The 15,597-nt window shown below is 58.2% G+C and carries 14 protein-coding genes, 1 tRNA gene and 1 other RNA gene; 11 read left to right on the forward strand and 5 right to left on the reverse strand.

Going from position 1 to position 15,597, the window contains the following annotated elements; translation table 11 throughout:
* The first annotated feature begins 123 nt into the window (after positions 1-123).
* Together QCD69_RS18305 and QCD69_RS18310 are read left to right on the forward strand one after the other, a co-directional pair.
* Positions 124-200, forward strand: a tRNA-Pro gene (locus QCD69_RS18305).
* A 35-nt stretch (positions 201-235) separates the two neighbouring features.
* A non-coding RNA gene (locus tag QCD69_RS18310) (RtT sRNA) lies at positions 236-349 on the forward strand.
* A gap of 667 nt (positions 350-1,016) precedes the next feature.
* Here QCD69_RS18310 and hemY read toward each other — a convergent pair.
* The 4 genes from hemY to hemC are packed head-to-tail and all read right to left on the reverse strand — an operon-like array spanning position 1,017 to position 5,039.
* The gene (gene hemY / locus QCD69_RS18315; RefSeq protein WP_253457214.1) at positions 1,017-2,207 is read right to left on the reverse strand and encodes a protoheme IX biogenesis protein HemY; all 1,191 of its coding nucleotides are present in this window, start codon (positions 2,205-2,207) and stop codon (positions 1,017-1,019) included.
* A gap of 2 nt (positions 2,208-2,209) precedes the next feature.
* Positions 2,210-3,337: a uroporphyrinogen-III C-methyltransferase gene (hemX, locus tag QCD69_RS18320; RefSeq protein ID WP_253457216.1), complete on the reverse strand. Its 1,128-nt coding sequence runs from the start codon at positions 3,335-3,337 to the stop codon at positions 2,210-2,212.
* A gap of 23 nt (positions 3,338-3,360) precedes the next feature.
* Positions 3,361-4,101: a uroporphyrinogen-III synthase gene (hemD, locus tag QCD69_RS18325; RefSeq protein WP_253457220.1), complete on the reverse strand. Its 741-nt coding sequence runs from the start codon at positions 4,099-4,101 to the stop codon at positions 3,361-3,363.
* Positions 4,098-5,039 (reverse strand): hydroxymethylbilane synthase, encoded by a 942-nt coding sequence (gene hemC, locus QCD69_RS18330; protein ID WP_125290718.1) that lies wholly within the window; start codon positions 5,037-5,039, stop codon positions 4,098-4,100. Before hemC ends, hemD begins: the two co-directional genes overlap by 4 nt.
* Positions 5,040-5,326: 287 nt before the next feature.
* Here hemC and QCD69_RS18335 point away from each other — a divergent pair, with 287 nt between their 5' ends.
* The 3 genes from QCD69_RS18335 to QCD69_RS18345 all read left to right on the forward strand — a co-directional run bounded on the left by QCD69_RS18335 (position 5,327) and on the right by QCD69_RS18345 (position 10,609).
* Positions 5,327-7,876, forward strand: coding sequence for a class I adenylate cyclase (locus tag QCD69_RS18335; protein ID WP_253457223.1), 2,550 nt, complete (start codon positions 5,327-5,329; stop codon positions 7,874-7,876).
* A 168-nt stretch (positions 7,877-8,044) separates the two neighbouring features.
* Entirely contained in the window at positions 8,045-9,307 is a 1,263-nt protein-coding gene (locus QCD69_RS18340) for an MFS transporter (RefSeq protein ID WP_253457226.1), read from the forward strand.
* Between the two features lie 3 nt (positions 9,308-9,310).
* Positions 9,311-10,609 carry a BNR repeat-containing protein gene (locus QCD69_RS18345; RefSeq protein WP_301253041.1) on the forward strand — a complete coding sequence of 433 codons (1,299 nt, stop codon included), beginning with the start codon at positions 9,311-9,313 and terminating at the stop codon, positions 10,607-10,609.
* Between the two features lie 11 nt (positions 10,610-10,620).
* Here QCD69_RS18345 and QCD69_RS18350 read toward each other — a convergent pair whose 3' ends face one another.
* On the reverse strand, positions 10,621-11,433 hold the full coding sequence (locus QCD69_RS18350; RefSeq protein WP_253457230.1) for a helix-turn-helix domain-containing protein: 813 nt from the start codon (positions 11,431-11,433) through the stop codon (positions 10,621-10,623).
* Positions 11,434-11,697: 264 nt separating this feature from the next.
* Between QCD69_RS18350 and QCD69_RS18355 the strand changes: the two genes are divergently transcribed.
* The 6 genes from QCD69_RS18355 (at position 11,698) to yigB (ending at position 15,552) form a co-directional block, all read left to right on the forward strand.
* Positions 11,698-12,018: a cupin domain-containing protein gene (locus tag QCD69_RS18355; RefSeq protein WP_301253042.1), complete on the forward strand. Its 321-nt coding sequence runs from the start codon at positions 11,698-11,700 to the stop codon at positions 12,016-12,018.
* A 156-nt stretch (positions 12,019-12,174) separates the two neighbouring features.
* The gene (gene lptM / locus QCD69_RS18360; RefSeq protein ID WP_253461191.1) at positions 12,175-12,384 is read left to right on the forward strand and encodes an LPS translocon maturation chaperone LptM; all 210 of its coding nucleotides are present in this window, start codon (positions 12,175-12,177) and stop codon (positions 12,382-12,384) included.
* Positions 12,385-12,411: 27 nt separating this feature from the next.
* Complete coding sequence (gene dapF, locus QCD69_RS18365; protein WP_253457236.1) at positions 12,412-13,236, forward strand: diaminopimelate epimerase; 825 nt, start codon at positions 12,412-12,414, stop codon at positions 13,234-13,236.
* On the forward strand, positions 13,233-13,934 hold the full coding sequence (locus QCD69_RS18370; RefSeq protein WP_253457239.1) for a DUF484 domain-containing protein: 702 nt from the start codon (positions 13,233-13,235) through the stop codon (positions 13,932-13,934). The genes dapF and QCD69_RS18370 overlap by 4 nt, the downstream gene beginning before the upstream one ends.
* Positions 13,931-14,836: a tyrosine recombinase XerC gene (gene xerC, locus QCD69_RS18375; RefSeq protein ID WP_253457242.1), complete on the forward strand. Its 906-nt coding sequence runs from the start codon at positions 13,931-13,933 to the stop codon at positions 14,834-14,836. Before QCD69_RS18370 ends, xerC begins: the two co-directional genes overlap by 4 nt.
* On the forward strand, positions 14,836-15,552 hold the full coding sequence (gene yigB / locus QCD69_RS18380; protein WP_301253045.1) for a 5-amino-6-(5-phospho-D-ribitylamino)uracil phosphatase YigB: 717 nt from the start codon (positions 14,836-14,838) through the stop codon (positions 15,550-15,552). The genes xerC and yigB overlap by 1 nt, the downstream gene beginning before the upstream one ends.
* The last annotated feature ends 45 nt before the right edge of the window (positions 15,553-15,597 follow it).

The following is a 15,597-nucleotide window of genomic DNA, read 5'->3' on the forward strand; positions in this document are numbered from 1 at the left end:
GCGCAACTGGTTTGGGACCAGTGGGTCGGAGGTTCGAATCCTCTCTCGCCGACCATATTCCTGAAACCTTGCCGAGGCAGGGTTTTCGCTTAAAGCGATTTAAGCCGCAGTAAAAGCAGTATTCGGCGAGTAGCGCAGCTTGGTAGCGCAACTGGTTTGGGACCAGTGGGTCGGAGGTTCGAATCCTCTCTCGCCGACCACTTTAAGAAAAGGCCAGCTCTCGAGCTGGCTTTTTTGTCTCTGTAGCTTCCAGAGGATGAGAAGCTCCGAAGGAGGTTTGCGCCGAGCGCAGCGAGACAACGTTGCTACAGCAACGGCCCGCAGGGGAATAATCCTCTCTCGCCGACCACTTTAAGAAAAAGCCAGCTCTCGAGCTGGCTTTTTTGTCTCTGTAGCTTCCAGAGGATGAGAACCTCCGAAGGAGGTTTGCGCCGAGCGCAGCGAGACAACGTTGCTTCCCGCCTTCATAACGTCCCGGCTTTCGTGCGTTTTACAGTAAACAGCGCTTCCGGCGAGGGCTTCTCTGCTTTGTCTCTGAAAGACGACATTCATCTCATTGTTATTTAAAAGGTTTACCCGCCTGTACATAAGCTGTCGCTGACTGACGACGCTGTAAACGGCCTCTGTTGTTTTTTAGCGACGGCCCCTGAAAAGTAATATAAGAATATTTTCAGGATAACAGGCTGAATTTAATAGAAATAAGCATTGTTCACAGGCGTAGCTGAAGACCTGGCACGGTATATGCTACAATCCCCCTGTAGAATGCTCATTCCATCTCTTATGTTCGCGTAAGCTTCATAAACCCGGGAATGATGCAGAGCCATTAGGGTACCTGTTGTCCATCTGCCGCTATCGCCGTCAGGCCTTAACGGAGGTTCAGGGCAAAACGTTGAGTCAGGTACCAGCCGGTCTTTCGGCCTGTTTATTTACACCCGCCAAATCGGCGGGTGTTTTTTTATCGGGCTACAGGTAAAAAAAAGCCGGGCAGGGCGCCCGGCTCGTTAATCCAGCCTGGATCAGGGATTGTTTTTCAGCGTTAGCAGCAAACCGTCGCGACGCATTTGCGCGGCTTCTTCCGGCTTGTGCTGACGATCCAGCGTGTCGGCCAGCCAGGCGTAGTCAAACGCGTCAGGACGCTGCTTCAGCGCCTCACGGAAAGCTTCGCTCGCCTGCTCCCACTCGCCGTGCTTCATCAACAGCTGACCCAGCGTACTGTGCAGCAGCGGCGTAGCGCCGTGCTGCTTGATCTGCTGGCGGAGCGCTTTTTCAAGCTGTTCAGGATTGCCGGTTTTCAGGCGCGGCATCAGCAGCACCAGTCGCTCATCGTAACCGCGCTTCAGGCCGTCCAGCACGATGGTCTGCGCGCTGTCATGATCGTCACAAACGATCAGATGATCCGCCATCGCCACCTGCAATGCCGTTTCCTGACGCGTTTTACGACTCTGGTCATGCCACCAGCGCTTCAGGCCTTCGCTGCCCTGATCGGCCATCGCCTGATTCATCAGGCCCAGCCAGGCCTGCTGCTGTAGCGCCAGACGGTGCGTTTCATCGGCAACGTGCGCTTTTTCCATAGCGGGCAGGATATCCAGCAAGGCGCTCCATGCGCCGGTGCGAACGTAGGCCTGCTCGGCCAGACGCAGCACTTCCGGATGGCGAGGCGCGACCTCCAGCAGGCGATCAACGCCGTTACGCGCGGCATGATCTTCATTACGCGCCAGCTGTAAACGCACGCGCGTAATTTCCACCGGCAGCTGATCGTTGCCGGCCAGCTCGGTAGCGCGTTCCAGATGCTGATTAGCGCGCGCCTCATCGTTACGCTGCTGAGCGGCTTCCGCCGCCAGCAAATAGTTAACCATCGGCTGTTCAGCGTGATCCGCATTGCGCGACAGCAGCTTTTCAACCTGACGATGATCGCCTTCCGCCAGTTTGATCAGCGCGGCGTTAGTCTGCTTACGCGCCCGGCTGCGCTTGCGTCCCTTAAACCAGCCGCGGGTTTTGGCGCCGGTGCGGAATAAACGGCGCAGGATCCACTCGACGAACAGGATCACCAGCAGCGAAAGGATCAGCACGATCGCCAGCCCTGTGACGCTGGTTTCAATATTCCAGTTGTCGGTCTGGATCAGCACGTAACCCTGATGGCCCGCCAGCATCGGGCCAAGCACGACGCCGACCATCAGCAAGACAAAAATAATCAGTACTTTAAGCATGCTCATTCTCCCTGCTGCTGTTGGACACCCGGCTGGGCCAGCAGGTTGCGCACGCGCGTTTGCATCAGCTTATCCAGCATCGGCTGGCTTTGCAGCGTATCCGGCACGTCCATCGACACGCTCTGCTGGCTCAGCTCGTCCAGCTGGCTCAGGAAGGCTTTGGTGGCCGCATCGTTAGTGTCGAACCAGGCGCGTACCCAGGCAGAGACCGTATCAATAGACTGCTTATAAACCTGATCCTGATGACGCGGTACGGCCTGAGCGGCAATCAGCAGGCGCGAACGGATGTTTTCCCGCAGGTAAATATCCTGATTAGGGGCCAGCAGCGGCTCAGCGGTGGTGTCGCGGCGGCGGATGGTGATGAAATCATCCATAAAGTTATGCCAGCTTTTCACCAGGTTCTGTCGCCACTCGCGCAGCGAAGAGGAAAGCTCACCGCTGTCGGCGTCCATCGGCGCGTCGTCGCTGTCGTTATCGGCCAGGCGCAGATTATCCACGCCGTTGGAGAGCTGGTTCAGCTTGAGGATAATGCCGTCGTAGTCGACCTGACTGACGGCGGAGAGCGAACTGATATCCTGGGTTAACGCGCGACGCGCGTCGATCAGGCTGGGATCGTTCATATCGGCCAGGCTGGCATCGGCGCTTTTCAGCAGCGCGGCGGCCGTGGTCACATCCTGATCGCTCCACAGTTTGCGCCCGGCCAGCTTGACCAGGTAATCCGCCTGCGCCAGCAGCCAGGTGTGTGCGTCATTGCCGGAGATAGTCGCCACTTTCTCTTTCAGCTCTTCCAGCTGCTTGCTCGTGGCCGCCTGCTGAGCGCGTGCGGTATCCAGCGCGCTGCTCTGCGTGGCCAGCTGACGCACCAGATTCTGTTTTTCGCCAGCGGCGTCCTGCTGCAAACTGGCAAGCTGGTCAGCCAGCGCCTGGTTGGTCGCGGCCTGCTGCTGAGCCTGAGTGCGGGCGTGGAAATAGAGGCCTGCGCCCGTAGCCAGCGCAATCGCAATCGCCAGCACGGCCAGCGCCGTAGCGGCATTGCGTGGCTTACGGTCGGGCTGTTGCTTTGGCGTTAAGGTCGCTTCCTCCGGGGTGGTTGCTTCAACCATGGCAGAGGACTCTTTTTGTTCCGTCATTGTGGCACATCCCATATTTAAGTTTATTGTAACGCGCGCAGTAAGGCGTCGTTATCGGCACCCTCGGCCACCCTGATATCGCGCCAGCCCAGTTCTGCGGCACGGGTAGCCAGGCGTTCACTGACGACAATCAGCCGACAGTGCAGAAGCCATTCCTCGCGATCGATCTCCGGGAACAGCGAATAAAGCTGCTGTAGCATTTCGCCGCTGGTAACCACCAGCGTATCCACCTGCCGGTCACGCCAGCGGCGGCCTTCAATGGCGCCCTGATAAATTTTCGCACAGCGTTGATAGCATTCAACAAACTGTACATCAGCGCCGCGCTGTTGCAAGGTTTCCGCCAGTAATTCCCGCCCGCCGTTGCCGCGCAGGATCAGCGCGCGTTTGCCGGCTACCTGCTGTAAGGCAGGAAGCTGGATTAAGATCTCACTGGTTTCGCGCTCGTGCGGCCAGACGACATCGTGTCCGCTGACGGTATGCAAGGCGAGCGCGGTAGTGCGGCCTATAGCATAGTAGTGCAGTGAAGCGGGCCACGACACGCCGGCTCGCACTAAGGCGGGATGAGCGTAATGGATCGCATGCTGCGACAGAAGAAAAACCAGATCGCCGCTTTGCAACGACGTCAGCTGGTTCGGGAGATCGTCCAGACCGGTGCCCGGCGTAAATTCAATCAGCGGCATCGCCCAGGCAACCCGGCCAGCGGTACGTAAACGGCTGACCAACTCTTCGGCCGCCGGTGTCGGACGGGTTACCAGGATGCTCATCTGGGCGGATTTCCTTTATACACTTCCGCCAGAATTTCGCGCGCGCCATTATTCAGCAGCTCTTCCGCCAGCGAGATGCCCATCTTTTCGGCGTCTTCGCGCGGGCCACGGCGCTCGCCACGGATCATAGCGCGCCCGTCCGGCGAGCCGACCAGGCCGCGCAGCCACAGCTCGTCGCCTTCCAGCTCGGCAAAGCTGCCGATCGGCACCTGACAGCCGCCTTCCAGCCGGGTATTCATCGCCCGCTCGGCCTTGACGCGCACCGCGGTGTCTTCATCATTCAGCGCGGCGAGCAGCGTGATGGTCTGCGCGTCGTCAAGACGGCATTCGATCCCGACCGCGCCCTGGCCGACCGCAGGCAGCGACTCTTCCGCAGGCATGGCATGGCGAATGCGATCGCCCATGCCCAGACGCTTCAGTCCGGCGACGGCAAGGATAATGGCGTCGTATTCGCCCGCATCCAGCTTGCTTAAGCGGGTGCCGACGTTACCGCGCAGCGAGCGGATAACCAGATCCGGACGGCGCGCGCTCAGCTGACACTGGCGGCGCAGGCTGCTGGTGCCGACCACCGCGCCCTGAGGCAGCGCGTCCACGGAATCAAAGCGATGGGAAACAAAGGCGTCCAGCGGATCTTCGCGCTCGCAAATCGTGACCAGCCCCAGGCCCTGGGGAAACTCGACCGGCACATCCTTCATGGAGTGAACGGCGATATCCGCACGGCCGTCCAGCAGCGCCTGTTCCAGCTCTTTCACGAACAGGCCCTTGCCGCCGACCTTGGCCAGCGGCGTATCTAAAATGATGTCGCCTTTGGTGACCATGGGCACCAGCTCAACGCTCAGCCCCGGATGACAGGCCATCAGGCGCTGCTGAACATAGTGCGCCTGCCACAGCGCAAGTGGACTCTGGCGGGTAGCTATTCTTAAAATTTTGTCTGACATGCTGGTTACCGTTTTTATCGTTCACTGATTATCCTATCATTGATACGGGAAGGCTGACAGTTTCCGCCGCCTGAAACGGCAGGCGCGGGCGGTATGCGGGCTTTTTCGGTCGGGGTGATGGTAAAACGTGCTAAACTGTTTGGTAGCGCAACTTTCTTTACGGTCAACCGACCAGGTGTTAGATTGATCACGTTTCCAGCAATTATTCGCACGACTATTTTTAAAGCAAGCGGCGGATGTCGGGAACGGGGTTTTTTGCAGGCACTGGGATAATCAGGCGAGACGTCTTGTACCTCTACATTGAGACACTGAAACAGAGACTGGATGCCATCAACCAGCTACGCGTCGATCGCGCGCTGGCGGCCATGGGACCTGCTTTTCAACAGGTTTACAGTCTGCTGCCGACCTTATTACATTATCATCATCCGTTGATGCCGGGTTACCTTGCAGGTAACGTTCCACATGGCATCAGCTTCTACACGCCTGATGAAAGCCAAAAAAATTATCTTTATGATTTAGAAGGCAAATCTGGATCCCTCGCCGCGCTGACGCCGCAGGGCGAGATGCCGATCACCGGCGTTTACTCCATGGGCAGCACTTCTTCCGTCGGCCAGAACGCCACTTCCGACCTGGATATCTGGGTCTGCCATCAATCCTGGCTGGATAACGAAGAGCGGCTGGCGCTGCAAAAGAAATGCACGCTGCTGCAAAAATGGTGCGCCGGTATGGGCGTCGATGCCAGCTTCTTTCTGATCGACGAAAACCGCTTCCGTCATAACGAAAGCGGCAGCCTGGGCGGCGAAGACTGCGGTTCCACGCAGCATATCCTGCTGCTGGACGAATTCTATCGCACCGCGGTACGCATGGCCGGCAAACGCATTCTGTGGAATATGGTGCCGGGCGAAGAAGAAGAGCATTACGACGACTACGTGATGTCGCTGTATCAAAAAGGCGTGCTGACCCCGAACGAGTGGCTTGATTTGGGCGGTCTGAGCACGCTTTCCGCCGAGGAGTATTTCGGCGCGAGCCTGTGGCAGCTCTATAAAAGCATCGACTCGCCCTATAAGGCGGTGCTGAAGACGCTGCTGCTGGAAGCCTACTCCTGGGAGTATCCGGGCACCCGGCTGCTGGCGATGGATATCAAACAGCGCCTGCACGACGGCGAAATCGTCTCTTATGGTCTGGATCCCTACTGCATGATGCTGGAACGCGTCACGCACTATCTCACCAGCATTGACGATCATGCGCGTCTGGATTTGGTACGCCGCTGCTTCTATCTGAAGGTGCGCGAAAAACTTTCCGTCGACAGCGATCCGGGCTGGCGGCGCGAAATTCTCAGCCAGCTGGTCAGTGAATGGGGCTGGGACAAAGAGCGGCTCACAATGCTGGACAGCCGCGCCGAGTGGAAAATCGGCCGCGTACGTGAAGCGCACAACGAGCTGCTGGACGCGATGATGCAGAGCTACCGCAACCTGATCCGCTTTGCCCGCCGCAATAATCTGAGCGTCAGCGCCAGCCCGCAGGATATCGGCGTGCTGACGCGCAAACTCTACGCCGCTTTCGAGGCGCTGCCGGGCAAGGTGACGCTGGTCAATCCACAGATTTCGCCCGATCTTTCCGAGCCGCATCTGACCTTTATTCACGTGCCGCACGGCCGCGCCAACCGCGCCGGCTGGTATCTTTATAATCAGTCGCCGGATATGCAGTCCATCATCAGCCATCAGCCGCTGGAATATAACCGCTACCTGAACAAGCTGGTGGCGTGGGCGTGGTTCAACGGCCTGCTGACCAGCAAAACGCGACTGCATATTAAAGGCAATGAGATTTGCGATCTGGCCAGGTTACAGGAGCTGGTGACGGACGTGTCGCACCATTTCCCGCTGCGGCTGCCCGCGCCGACGGCAAAGGCGCTTTACAGCCCGTGCGAGATCCGCCATCTGGCAATCATCGTTAACCTGGAACACGATCCTACGGCGGCCTTCCGCAATCAGGTGGTGCATTTTGACTTCCGCAAGCTGGATGTGTTCAGCTTTGGGCAGCAGCAACAATGCCTGATCGGCAGCATCGATCTGCTTTACCGCAACTCGTGGAATGAAGTCCGTACGCTGCATTTCAACGGCGAGCAGGCGATGATCGAGGCGCTGAAAACCATCCTGGGTAAAATGCATCAGGATGCGGCGCCGCCGGATAACGTCGAGGTCTTTTGTTACAGCCAGCATCTGCGCGGCCTGATCCGCACTCGCGTGCAGCAGCTGGTGTCGGAGTGTATCGAGCTGCGCCTCTCCAGCACGCGCCAGGAACCCGGTCGGTTTAAAGCCGTGCGCGTGGCCGGACAAACCTGGGGACTGTTCTTTGAGCGGCTGAGCGTCTCGGTGCAAAAGCTGGAAAACGCCGTGGAGTTTTATGGCGCCATCTCCAACAACAAGCTGCACGGCCTGTCGATCAAGGTGGAAACCGATCAGACGCGGCTGCCGTCGGTAGTCAACGGCTACGCCAGCGAAGGCATCATCCAGTTTTTCTTTGAGGATACGAAAGACGATCGCGGCTTTAATATCTACATCCTGGATGAGACCAATCGGGTGGAGATCTATCATCACTGCGAGGGCAGCAAAGAGGAGCTGGTACGCGACGTCAGCCGCTTCTACTCCTCCTCGCACGATCGCTTTACCTACGGCTCCAGCTTTATCAACTTTAACCTGCCGCAGTTCTATCAGATTGTGCAGGTGGACGATCGTTTTCAGGTTATCCCTTTCCGCAGCCAGACGCTGACGCAGCTGTGCGCGACCGATTCAGACAACGATCCCAGCGACTACACGCCGCGTTATCAGATGCATTGATACTGCCCGCCATCTGCGGGCAAATGCCATTTCTTCCGCCGTTCTGGCGCTGAAGTACAAATCGCCATGATGCTATTCACAGAGTAAATCATCCCGCGCTCTTGCCCGATATCATCCATTTTATACTCGCGCCGTATTCTCATTTAAAGGCATTACCGCGAGGGATATATGGAAAAAGGACAGGCATTACTCACCAGGGAAGGAAATAAGTTCGGCCTTTTTATTTCTCTGCTTCTGCTCTTGCTCGGCTGCATTCTGTTTTTCTTCTCTTTCGATCGGCAAATCGTTTCCATTCTTAAAACCACGCTGATGCATGAAATGGGCGTGGGCAATAAAGAGTATTCGCTGCTGATTACCGCTTTTATGCTGCCCTATATCGTGATGTATTTTTTCTCGGGCGCGCTGGTGGATAAATTCGGCAGCCGCTGCGTGCTGACCTTTTTAATGCTGCTAATGTCGATAGCCACGCTGATCACCGGCCTGGCGCATTCGCTGACCGGGATGCTGATTGGCCGCTTTATTCTTGGCATAGCGGAGTCCGGCGTCGTGCCCGCCTTGACGCTGGCGATATTTACCTGGTTTAGAGCGGAGCAGCGCGCTTTCGCTTTTCAGCTGACCAATATTATTCAGTCGCTGGGCCTGATCGTTGCGCCGCCTTTTATTGCCTGGGTCACGCTGGCGGGCGGCTGGCGCTGGGCATTCTTTATTCCGGCCGCGGCGGGCATCGTGGTCGGCCTGCTGTGGTTTCTGGCCAGCCGTCGCCAGCCGACGTCGGCGGAGCCGCTGCCGGAAAAAGAGGACGACCGCGTCTCCACGCTGCAACGCTATAAATTGGTGCTGGCTTCCGCGCCCGTCTGGACGCTGATTATCGCGCGGCTGCTGACCGATCCTTTCTGGTTCTTTTATCAATACTGGCAGATCGGCTTTATGCAGGAAAAGCTGGGGCTGAGCCTGGCACGCGTCGGCGAGCTGATGTGGTTTCCGCCGCTGGCGGCGGTGTTTGGCGTGCTGCTGGTGTGCCGGATCTCCGATCGGCTGGTGGCGCGCGGCGTCGAGCCAACCCGGGCGCGGCTGAATCTGATCTGGACGGTAACCTGTCTGGCGCCGCTGATTTTTTTACTGCCCACGGTACAAAACATCTGGCTGGCGGTAGGCATTATGACCGTGATTAATTTTATGTGCACCGCCTGGCTGAGCATGGTGACCATCATGATGGGCGGGCTGGTGCCGCGCGCGGCCATCGCTACCGCTATCGGCATCATGAGCGCGCTCGGCGGCATCAGCGCCATTCTCTTCAACGGCTTTGTCGGCACCATTATTGATGCCTTTGGCTATGCCGTACCGATCTATATCGGCGCGATGCTTCATCCCGCCGGTGCCATCGTGCTGGCCGTTTATTTCCTGCGCCGTAAAAATAATCAAGGAGAATGAAAGATGAGTACAGAGGTTCATGTCTCTGCCGTGGGTGAGGCCTGCGCAGATTTTAACGTGCTCTATTGCCTGCTGCATCATGAGGGGACGCTGTTTGCCGCCTGGTACGACGCCGCGCATCGCATCACCGTGGGATGCCGTCGTGCAGGCGTAGCGACATGGGAAACTTTTCAGCCGGAAGGCTTCTGGCTGGCGTCGCGCAACCGTGACGCCAACGTCACCGATTACGATTCACATAACTACCTGACGATGGCCATAGACAGCGAAGGCTACCTGCACCTTTCCGGCAATATGCATGTCGATCCGCTGATCTATTTTCGCTCTGAACGCCCGCTGGATATTTATTCGCTGCGCGTGGTCAGAGCGATGACCGGCGCACGCGAAGCGCGCACAACTTACCCGCTGTTTTTTAAAGACGCGCAGGGACGTTTACTGTTCCGCTATCGCGACGGCTGTAGCGGCAACGGCGACGATATCTATAACGTATATAATACGGCGCGGCGGCAGTGGTCGCGCCTGTTGGACACGCCGCTGCTGGACGGCGAAGGCTTACGCAACGGCTACGCGCGGCCGCCGGTAGCCGGGCCGGATGGCTGGTGGCATCTGGTCTGGATGTGGCGCGAAACCCCGCACTGTGAAACCAACAACAATTTATCCTATGCGCGAAGCCGCGACCTGCAACGCTGGGAAACCTCTGCCGGACAGCACCTGACGCTGCCCATCTCGCGGGAACGAGGCGAAATTGTTGATAGCGCCGGGGTTGGCGAAGGGCTGATTAATATGGTGCAGGAAATCGGCTTTGACAGTCAGGGAAGGCCGCTGCTGATTTATCACCGCTACGACCAGAACGGCTGCTCGCAGGCTTATCTCGCCAGGCCGGACGGCACGGGAAACTGGCAGAGAAGCCAGCTCAGCCAGTGGCGTTTTCGCTGGGACTTCAACGGGCCTGGCTCTATCCCGCCGGATCTGGTTTTGCAGCCGCCGCGCGTGACCGCCGAAGGCCAGCTGGAAGTGGCGTGGCGTTCGCTGTGGAGCGGCGCAGGGCGCTGGCTGATTGATGAAGCATCCTTAACCGTGACGGCAACGCTCCCCGCCCGCGTAACGCTGCCGGAAACGCTATTGCGGCCGCGCCAGCAGCTGCATCCGCAGGCCGAGGTGCAGCTGCTGGCGGCGCAAAACAGCGACTATAGCCCGCAGCATCGCTACTGGCTGCGCTGGGAGGCGCTGCCGATCTGCCGCGACGAACCTTATCCGGCGACGGTGGCGCCGGGCAGGCTGGAACTGGTCGAAGCGCAGGGCTAACTGCTTTGGGCTTAACGGCACTGGCCGGGCGACAGGCCAAACTGCTTGCGAAACAGGCGGGAAAAATAGCTGACCTCGTTAAAGCCGACCCGCTTTCCCGCTTCGGAGATGGTCATATCACTGTATTGCAGGTGATATCTTGCCTGGAGCAGCCTGGTGGTGGTCAGATATTGCTGCGGCGAGACGCCCGTATAGTCGACAAACCCCCGTTGCAGCGTGCGGCGGGAAATCGCAAACGTCTGGCAGAGGCGCTCCATATCCAGCGGCTCGGCCAGATGACTATTCAGCCAGATAATAATCTGGCTGATGCGATCGTCGCTGGAGGCGAAATCCTGGGTTTTATAGCGCCACTGGTTCAGCGTATGCAGCGTTTCCAGAAAAATAGCTTCCTTATGGCTTTCGCCAAGCAGCTTGTTTTCGTACTTTGTGGCCGAATGCGCCATTAATCTGGCCATGATCTGCTTTATTACCCGTATATTTATCTGCCAGACGCGGCTTTCACCCGGCTGAATCAATAAGTGCTCAATATTTTTTAGGACGTTAAAACGATCGGGCGCCAGATAAAGTAAATTCACCTGCCTGATATTTTTCATCTCTTCGAAAAGGTGATAATCGTGACGGTTGAGATAACACAATGTGCCTGCGGTTAATAAGTAGGGTTTTTCATTAATAACGTGGATGCCGCTGCCTTTTTCCACCAGAAACAGTTCGCAATACTCATGCCGGTGCTCCTGACACAGGCTCTTTTCCGGCCGCCAGAAATGAAAAATAACTTTTTCATCGGGATGGCGGAAATGCGTCTCGCGTGGAAGCGTAATCGTCATGGCTTTATATCCTTATCGCGGGCGTCGTTTGCAAATAAATGGTCATCTTCAGCCAGGCTGCCCGCCCTGTAATTGCCGCCCATCACAAAATGGTAAAAAATTAACCCGCCTCGCGGCGGGAATAACTATTACGCCATCCCAACTCATCCGTTTGCGCTTTTGTACAAATCGGCATGATAGCCGTCACAGTTGGTTTTGCGTTGCCTGGAAAATTGCCGCTGCCGGAGCAGAATAGCGGCCAATTTTATTGTAAGGAGAACACGCATGTTTTTCTTTTATAAAGATTCACGGCAGGAAAGAGCGGGTGAAGGCGTCGCCCGTCGCGTGCTGGCGCACGGCGGCAAGCTGATGTGCGTGGAGGTCAGTTTTGAGCAGGGCGCGATTGGCCCGATGCACAGCCATCCTCATGAACAGCTAACCTGGGTGCGTTCCGGCGTCTTTCTGTTCACTATCGGTAAGGAACAGCGCGAGGTGAGAGCGGGCGACAGCTTATATAAGCAGCCGAATATACCGCATGGATGCGTCTGCCTGGAAAGCGGCGTGCTGATCGATCTCTTTACGCCACAGCGCGAAGACTTTTTGTAGCCCATCGCCGCCGCTGCTTTTTGCCCGGCACGGCAAACAGGATGCCGTGCCTTTTACCGCTTTCCTTTCTGCAACCTTCGCCTTTTTCCTGTTGCTTTTAGCACTTCACCTGCGATGATAGTCTACCAACAGGCAGCAATGATGAGCAGAACAAGCATGAAGAAGATGATTTGCCGGATGGCGCTGGCGCTGGCCGTGGTCAGCCTGGCGGGATGCGGACTGAAAGGCCCTCTCTATTTTCCAAAGCAGGAGCAGCCGCCAAAAAACGCCGGCGCGACGACACCGCCAAAAACCGCCAGCGGTACGGCGTCCGGCGCGCAGCAGCAGTCAACGACTACCGATGCGGAACAGCAATCGGCTCAGTAACTCATGACGCACTCGCTGGAGCCAAACATGCAGTTCTCCAAAATGCACGGTCTGGGCAATGACTTTATGGTGGTCGATGCCGTGACGCAAAACGTCTATTTTTCTCCTGAACTGATCCGGCGACTGGCGGATCGGCATCTGGGGATCGGCTTCGATCAGCTGCTGATCGTGGAACCGCCTTACGATCCCGACCTGGATTTTCACTACCGCATTTTCAACGCCGACGGCAGCGAAGTGGCACAGTGCGGCAACGGCGCGCGCTGCTTCGCCCGCTTTGTGCGTCTGAAAGGGCTGACCAATAAAAGCGAGATCCGCGTCAGCACGCAGACCGGGCGCATGGTGCTGAGCGTCACGCCGGATGAGCTGGTGTGCGTCAACATGGGCGAGCCAAATTTTGAGCCGCAGCAGGTGCCTTTTCGCGCTAACAAGGCGGAAAGCCTCTATCTGATGCGCGCGGCGGAGCAAACGGTGATGTGCGGCGTGGTATCGATGGGCAATCCGCACTGCGTATTACAGGTCGACAGCGTGAAAACGGCGCGAGTGGAAAGCTTAGGGCCGGTGCTGGAAAGCCACGAGCGTTTTCCCGAACGCGTTAACGTCGGCTTTATGGAAGTAGTCAGCCGCGAGCATATCCGCCTGCGCGTCTACGAGCGCGGCGCGGGCGAAACGCAGGCGTGCGGCAGCGGCGCCTGTGCGGCGGTAGCGGTCGGCATTCAGCAAACCCTGCTGGCGGAAAAGGTTCGCGTCGATCTGCCCGGCGGCAGCCTGCATATCGCCTGGAAAGGGCCGGGACATCCGCTCTATATGACCGGCCCGGCCACTCACGTTTACGACGGATTTATTCATCTATGAAACATGTCAGCGAGGCCGCCAGCGATATCCTGTTGGACGATCGCGCGGTGAGCGATTACCTGCTGCAAAACCCGGATTTCTTTATCCGCAACGCTCGCCAGGTCGAGCAAATGATTGTGCCGCATCCGGTACGCGGCACGGTTTCGCTGGTGGAGTGGCAGCTCAGCCGCCAGCGCCACCAGATTGCGCAGCTGGAAGAGGAAATAACGCTGCTGATGGAGCAGGCCAGCGCCAATCATCGGCTGTTCGAACAGCTGCTGACCTTGCAAACGCGGCTGGCGGCGGCCGACAGCCTGCACGAGATGCTGAACCGCCTGCATCGCTGGGCGCGCGAGCTGGGGCTGGCGGGCGCCAACGTGCGGCTGTTCAGCGAAAAGTGGCGGATTGGCGCACCGTCCGACTTTACGCAGCTGGCGCTGTCGCGGCAGGCGTTCGAGCCGGTACGTATTCAGCGTCTGGGCAAGCAGCAGCACTATCTGGGCAGCCTTAACGGCCCGGAACTGCTGCTGTTGCTGCCGCAGGCCAAAGCGGTCGGCTCGGTGGCGATGTCGCTGCTGGGCGAGCGCGGCGAGCTGGGCGTGCTGATCTTCAGCAGCCGCGACAGCCAGCACTATCAGTCCGGCATGGGCACGGTGCTGTTGCAGCACCTCTCGCATATGCTGCCGGAACTGCTGCAGCGCTGGGTGGAAAGGGCATGAACGCGTCTCCTCTACAGCCAGCCGTAGAGGGCTTCCTGCGCTACCTGAAAGTCGAGCGCCAGCTCAGCCCGCTCACGCAGATTAGCTACGAGCGGCAGCTGAGCGCCTGTATTATCCTGCTGGATGAGATGAAGCTTGCCGCCTGGGAGAAGCTGGACGCCGCCCAGGTACGCGCGCTGGCCGCACGCAGCCGCCGTGGCGGCCTTAAGCCCGCCAGCCTGGCGCTACGCCTTTCCGCGCTGCGCAGCTTTCTGGACTGGCAAATCAGCCAGGGCAAGCTGAAAGCCAATCCGGCCAAGGGCGTCGCCACGCCGCGCGCTTCACGGCATCTGCCGAAAAATATCGATGTGGACGAGGTTAACCGCCTGCTGGATATCGATCTGAACGATCCGCTGGCGGTGCGCGATCGCGCCATGCTGGAAGTCATGTACGGCGCCGGGCTGCGCCTTTCTGAACTGGTCGGCATCGATATTTCCCATCTCGATCTGGCTTCCGGCGAAGTATGGGTTTCCGGCAAGGGCAGCAAAGAGCGCCGTCTGCCGATTGGCCGCATGGCGGTGGAATGGACGGAGCGCTGGCTGGCGCTGCGCGAGCTGTTCGCGCCATCCGATAACGCGCTGTTTCTGTCAAAACAGGGCAAGCGCATTTCCACCCGCAATGTGCAAAAGCGTTTTGCGGAGTGGGGCGTGAAGCAGGGGCTGTCCAGCCATATTCATCCGCACAAGCTGCGTCACTCCTTTGCGACGCATATGCTGGAGTCGAGCGGCGATTTGCGCGCGGTACAGGAGCTGCTGGGCCACGCCAATCTCACCACGACCCAAATCTATACCCACCTTGATTTTCAACATCTGGCCTCGGTTTACGATGCCGCGCATCCCCGTGCCAAACGAGGAAAAACCTGATGCATTTTTACCGTTCGCTGCGGCCGATCGCGGCCATGACCTTCGATCTGGACGATACGCTGTACGACAATCGGCCGGTAATCAGCCGCACCGCTAAAGAAACCCACGCGTTTTTGCAGGCCTATCATCCGGCGCTGAACGAGTTCAGTCCCTTACAGTATCAGCAGCTGCGTGACAGCCTGCTTGAGCAGGAGCCGGACATTTATCACGACGTCAGCGAATGGCGTCGCCGCGCGGTGGAGCTGGCAATGCTGAATAGCGGCCTTGACGCGTCGGAAGCGGAAAAAGGCTCGCGCGCGGTGATGGCGCATTTCGCCCACTGGCGCAGCCAGATCGAGGTGCCGGCCGAAACGCACCGCACGCTGGCCGCACTGGCGGCGAAAATCCCGCTGGTGGCGATCACCAACGGCAACGCCGAGCCGCACCTGTTCGGGCTGGATAAATACTTTAAATTTATTCTGCGAGCCGGGCCGCACGGCCGCGCCAAGCCTTATCACGATATGTATCACCTGGCGGCAGAAAAGCTTAACCTGCCTTTACACAGCATTCTGCACGTGGGCGACGATCTCACGACGGACGTGGCTGGCGCGGTGCGCTGCGGGATGCAGGCGTGCTGGATCAACCTGCATCATCACAACCTGATGCAGGCCAGCGACAGCCGCCTGCTGCCCACGCTGGAAATTTCGCAGTTGGCATCCCTGACCGCGTTGTTATAATACGCTGGTTAAATATCCAGTGGAGCAACAGCTTCCCCTAACCTG

Source organism: Erwinia sp. PsM31, assembly GCF_030433775.1.
Lineage (GTDB): Bacteria > Pseudomonadota > Gammaproteobacteria > Enterobacterales > Enterobacteriaceae > Erwinia > Erwinia aeris.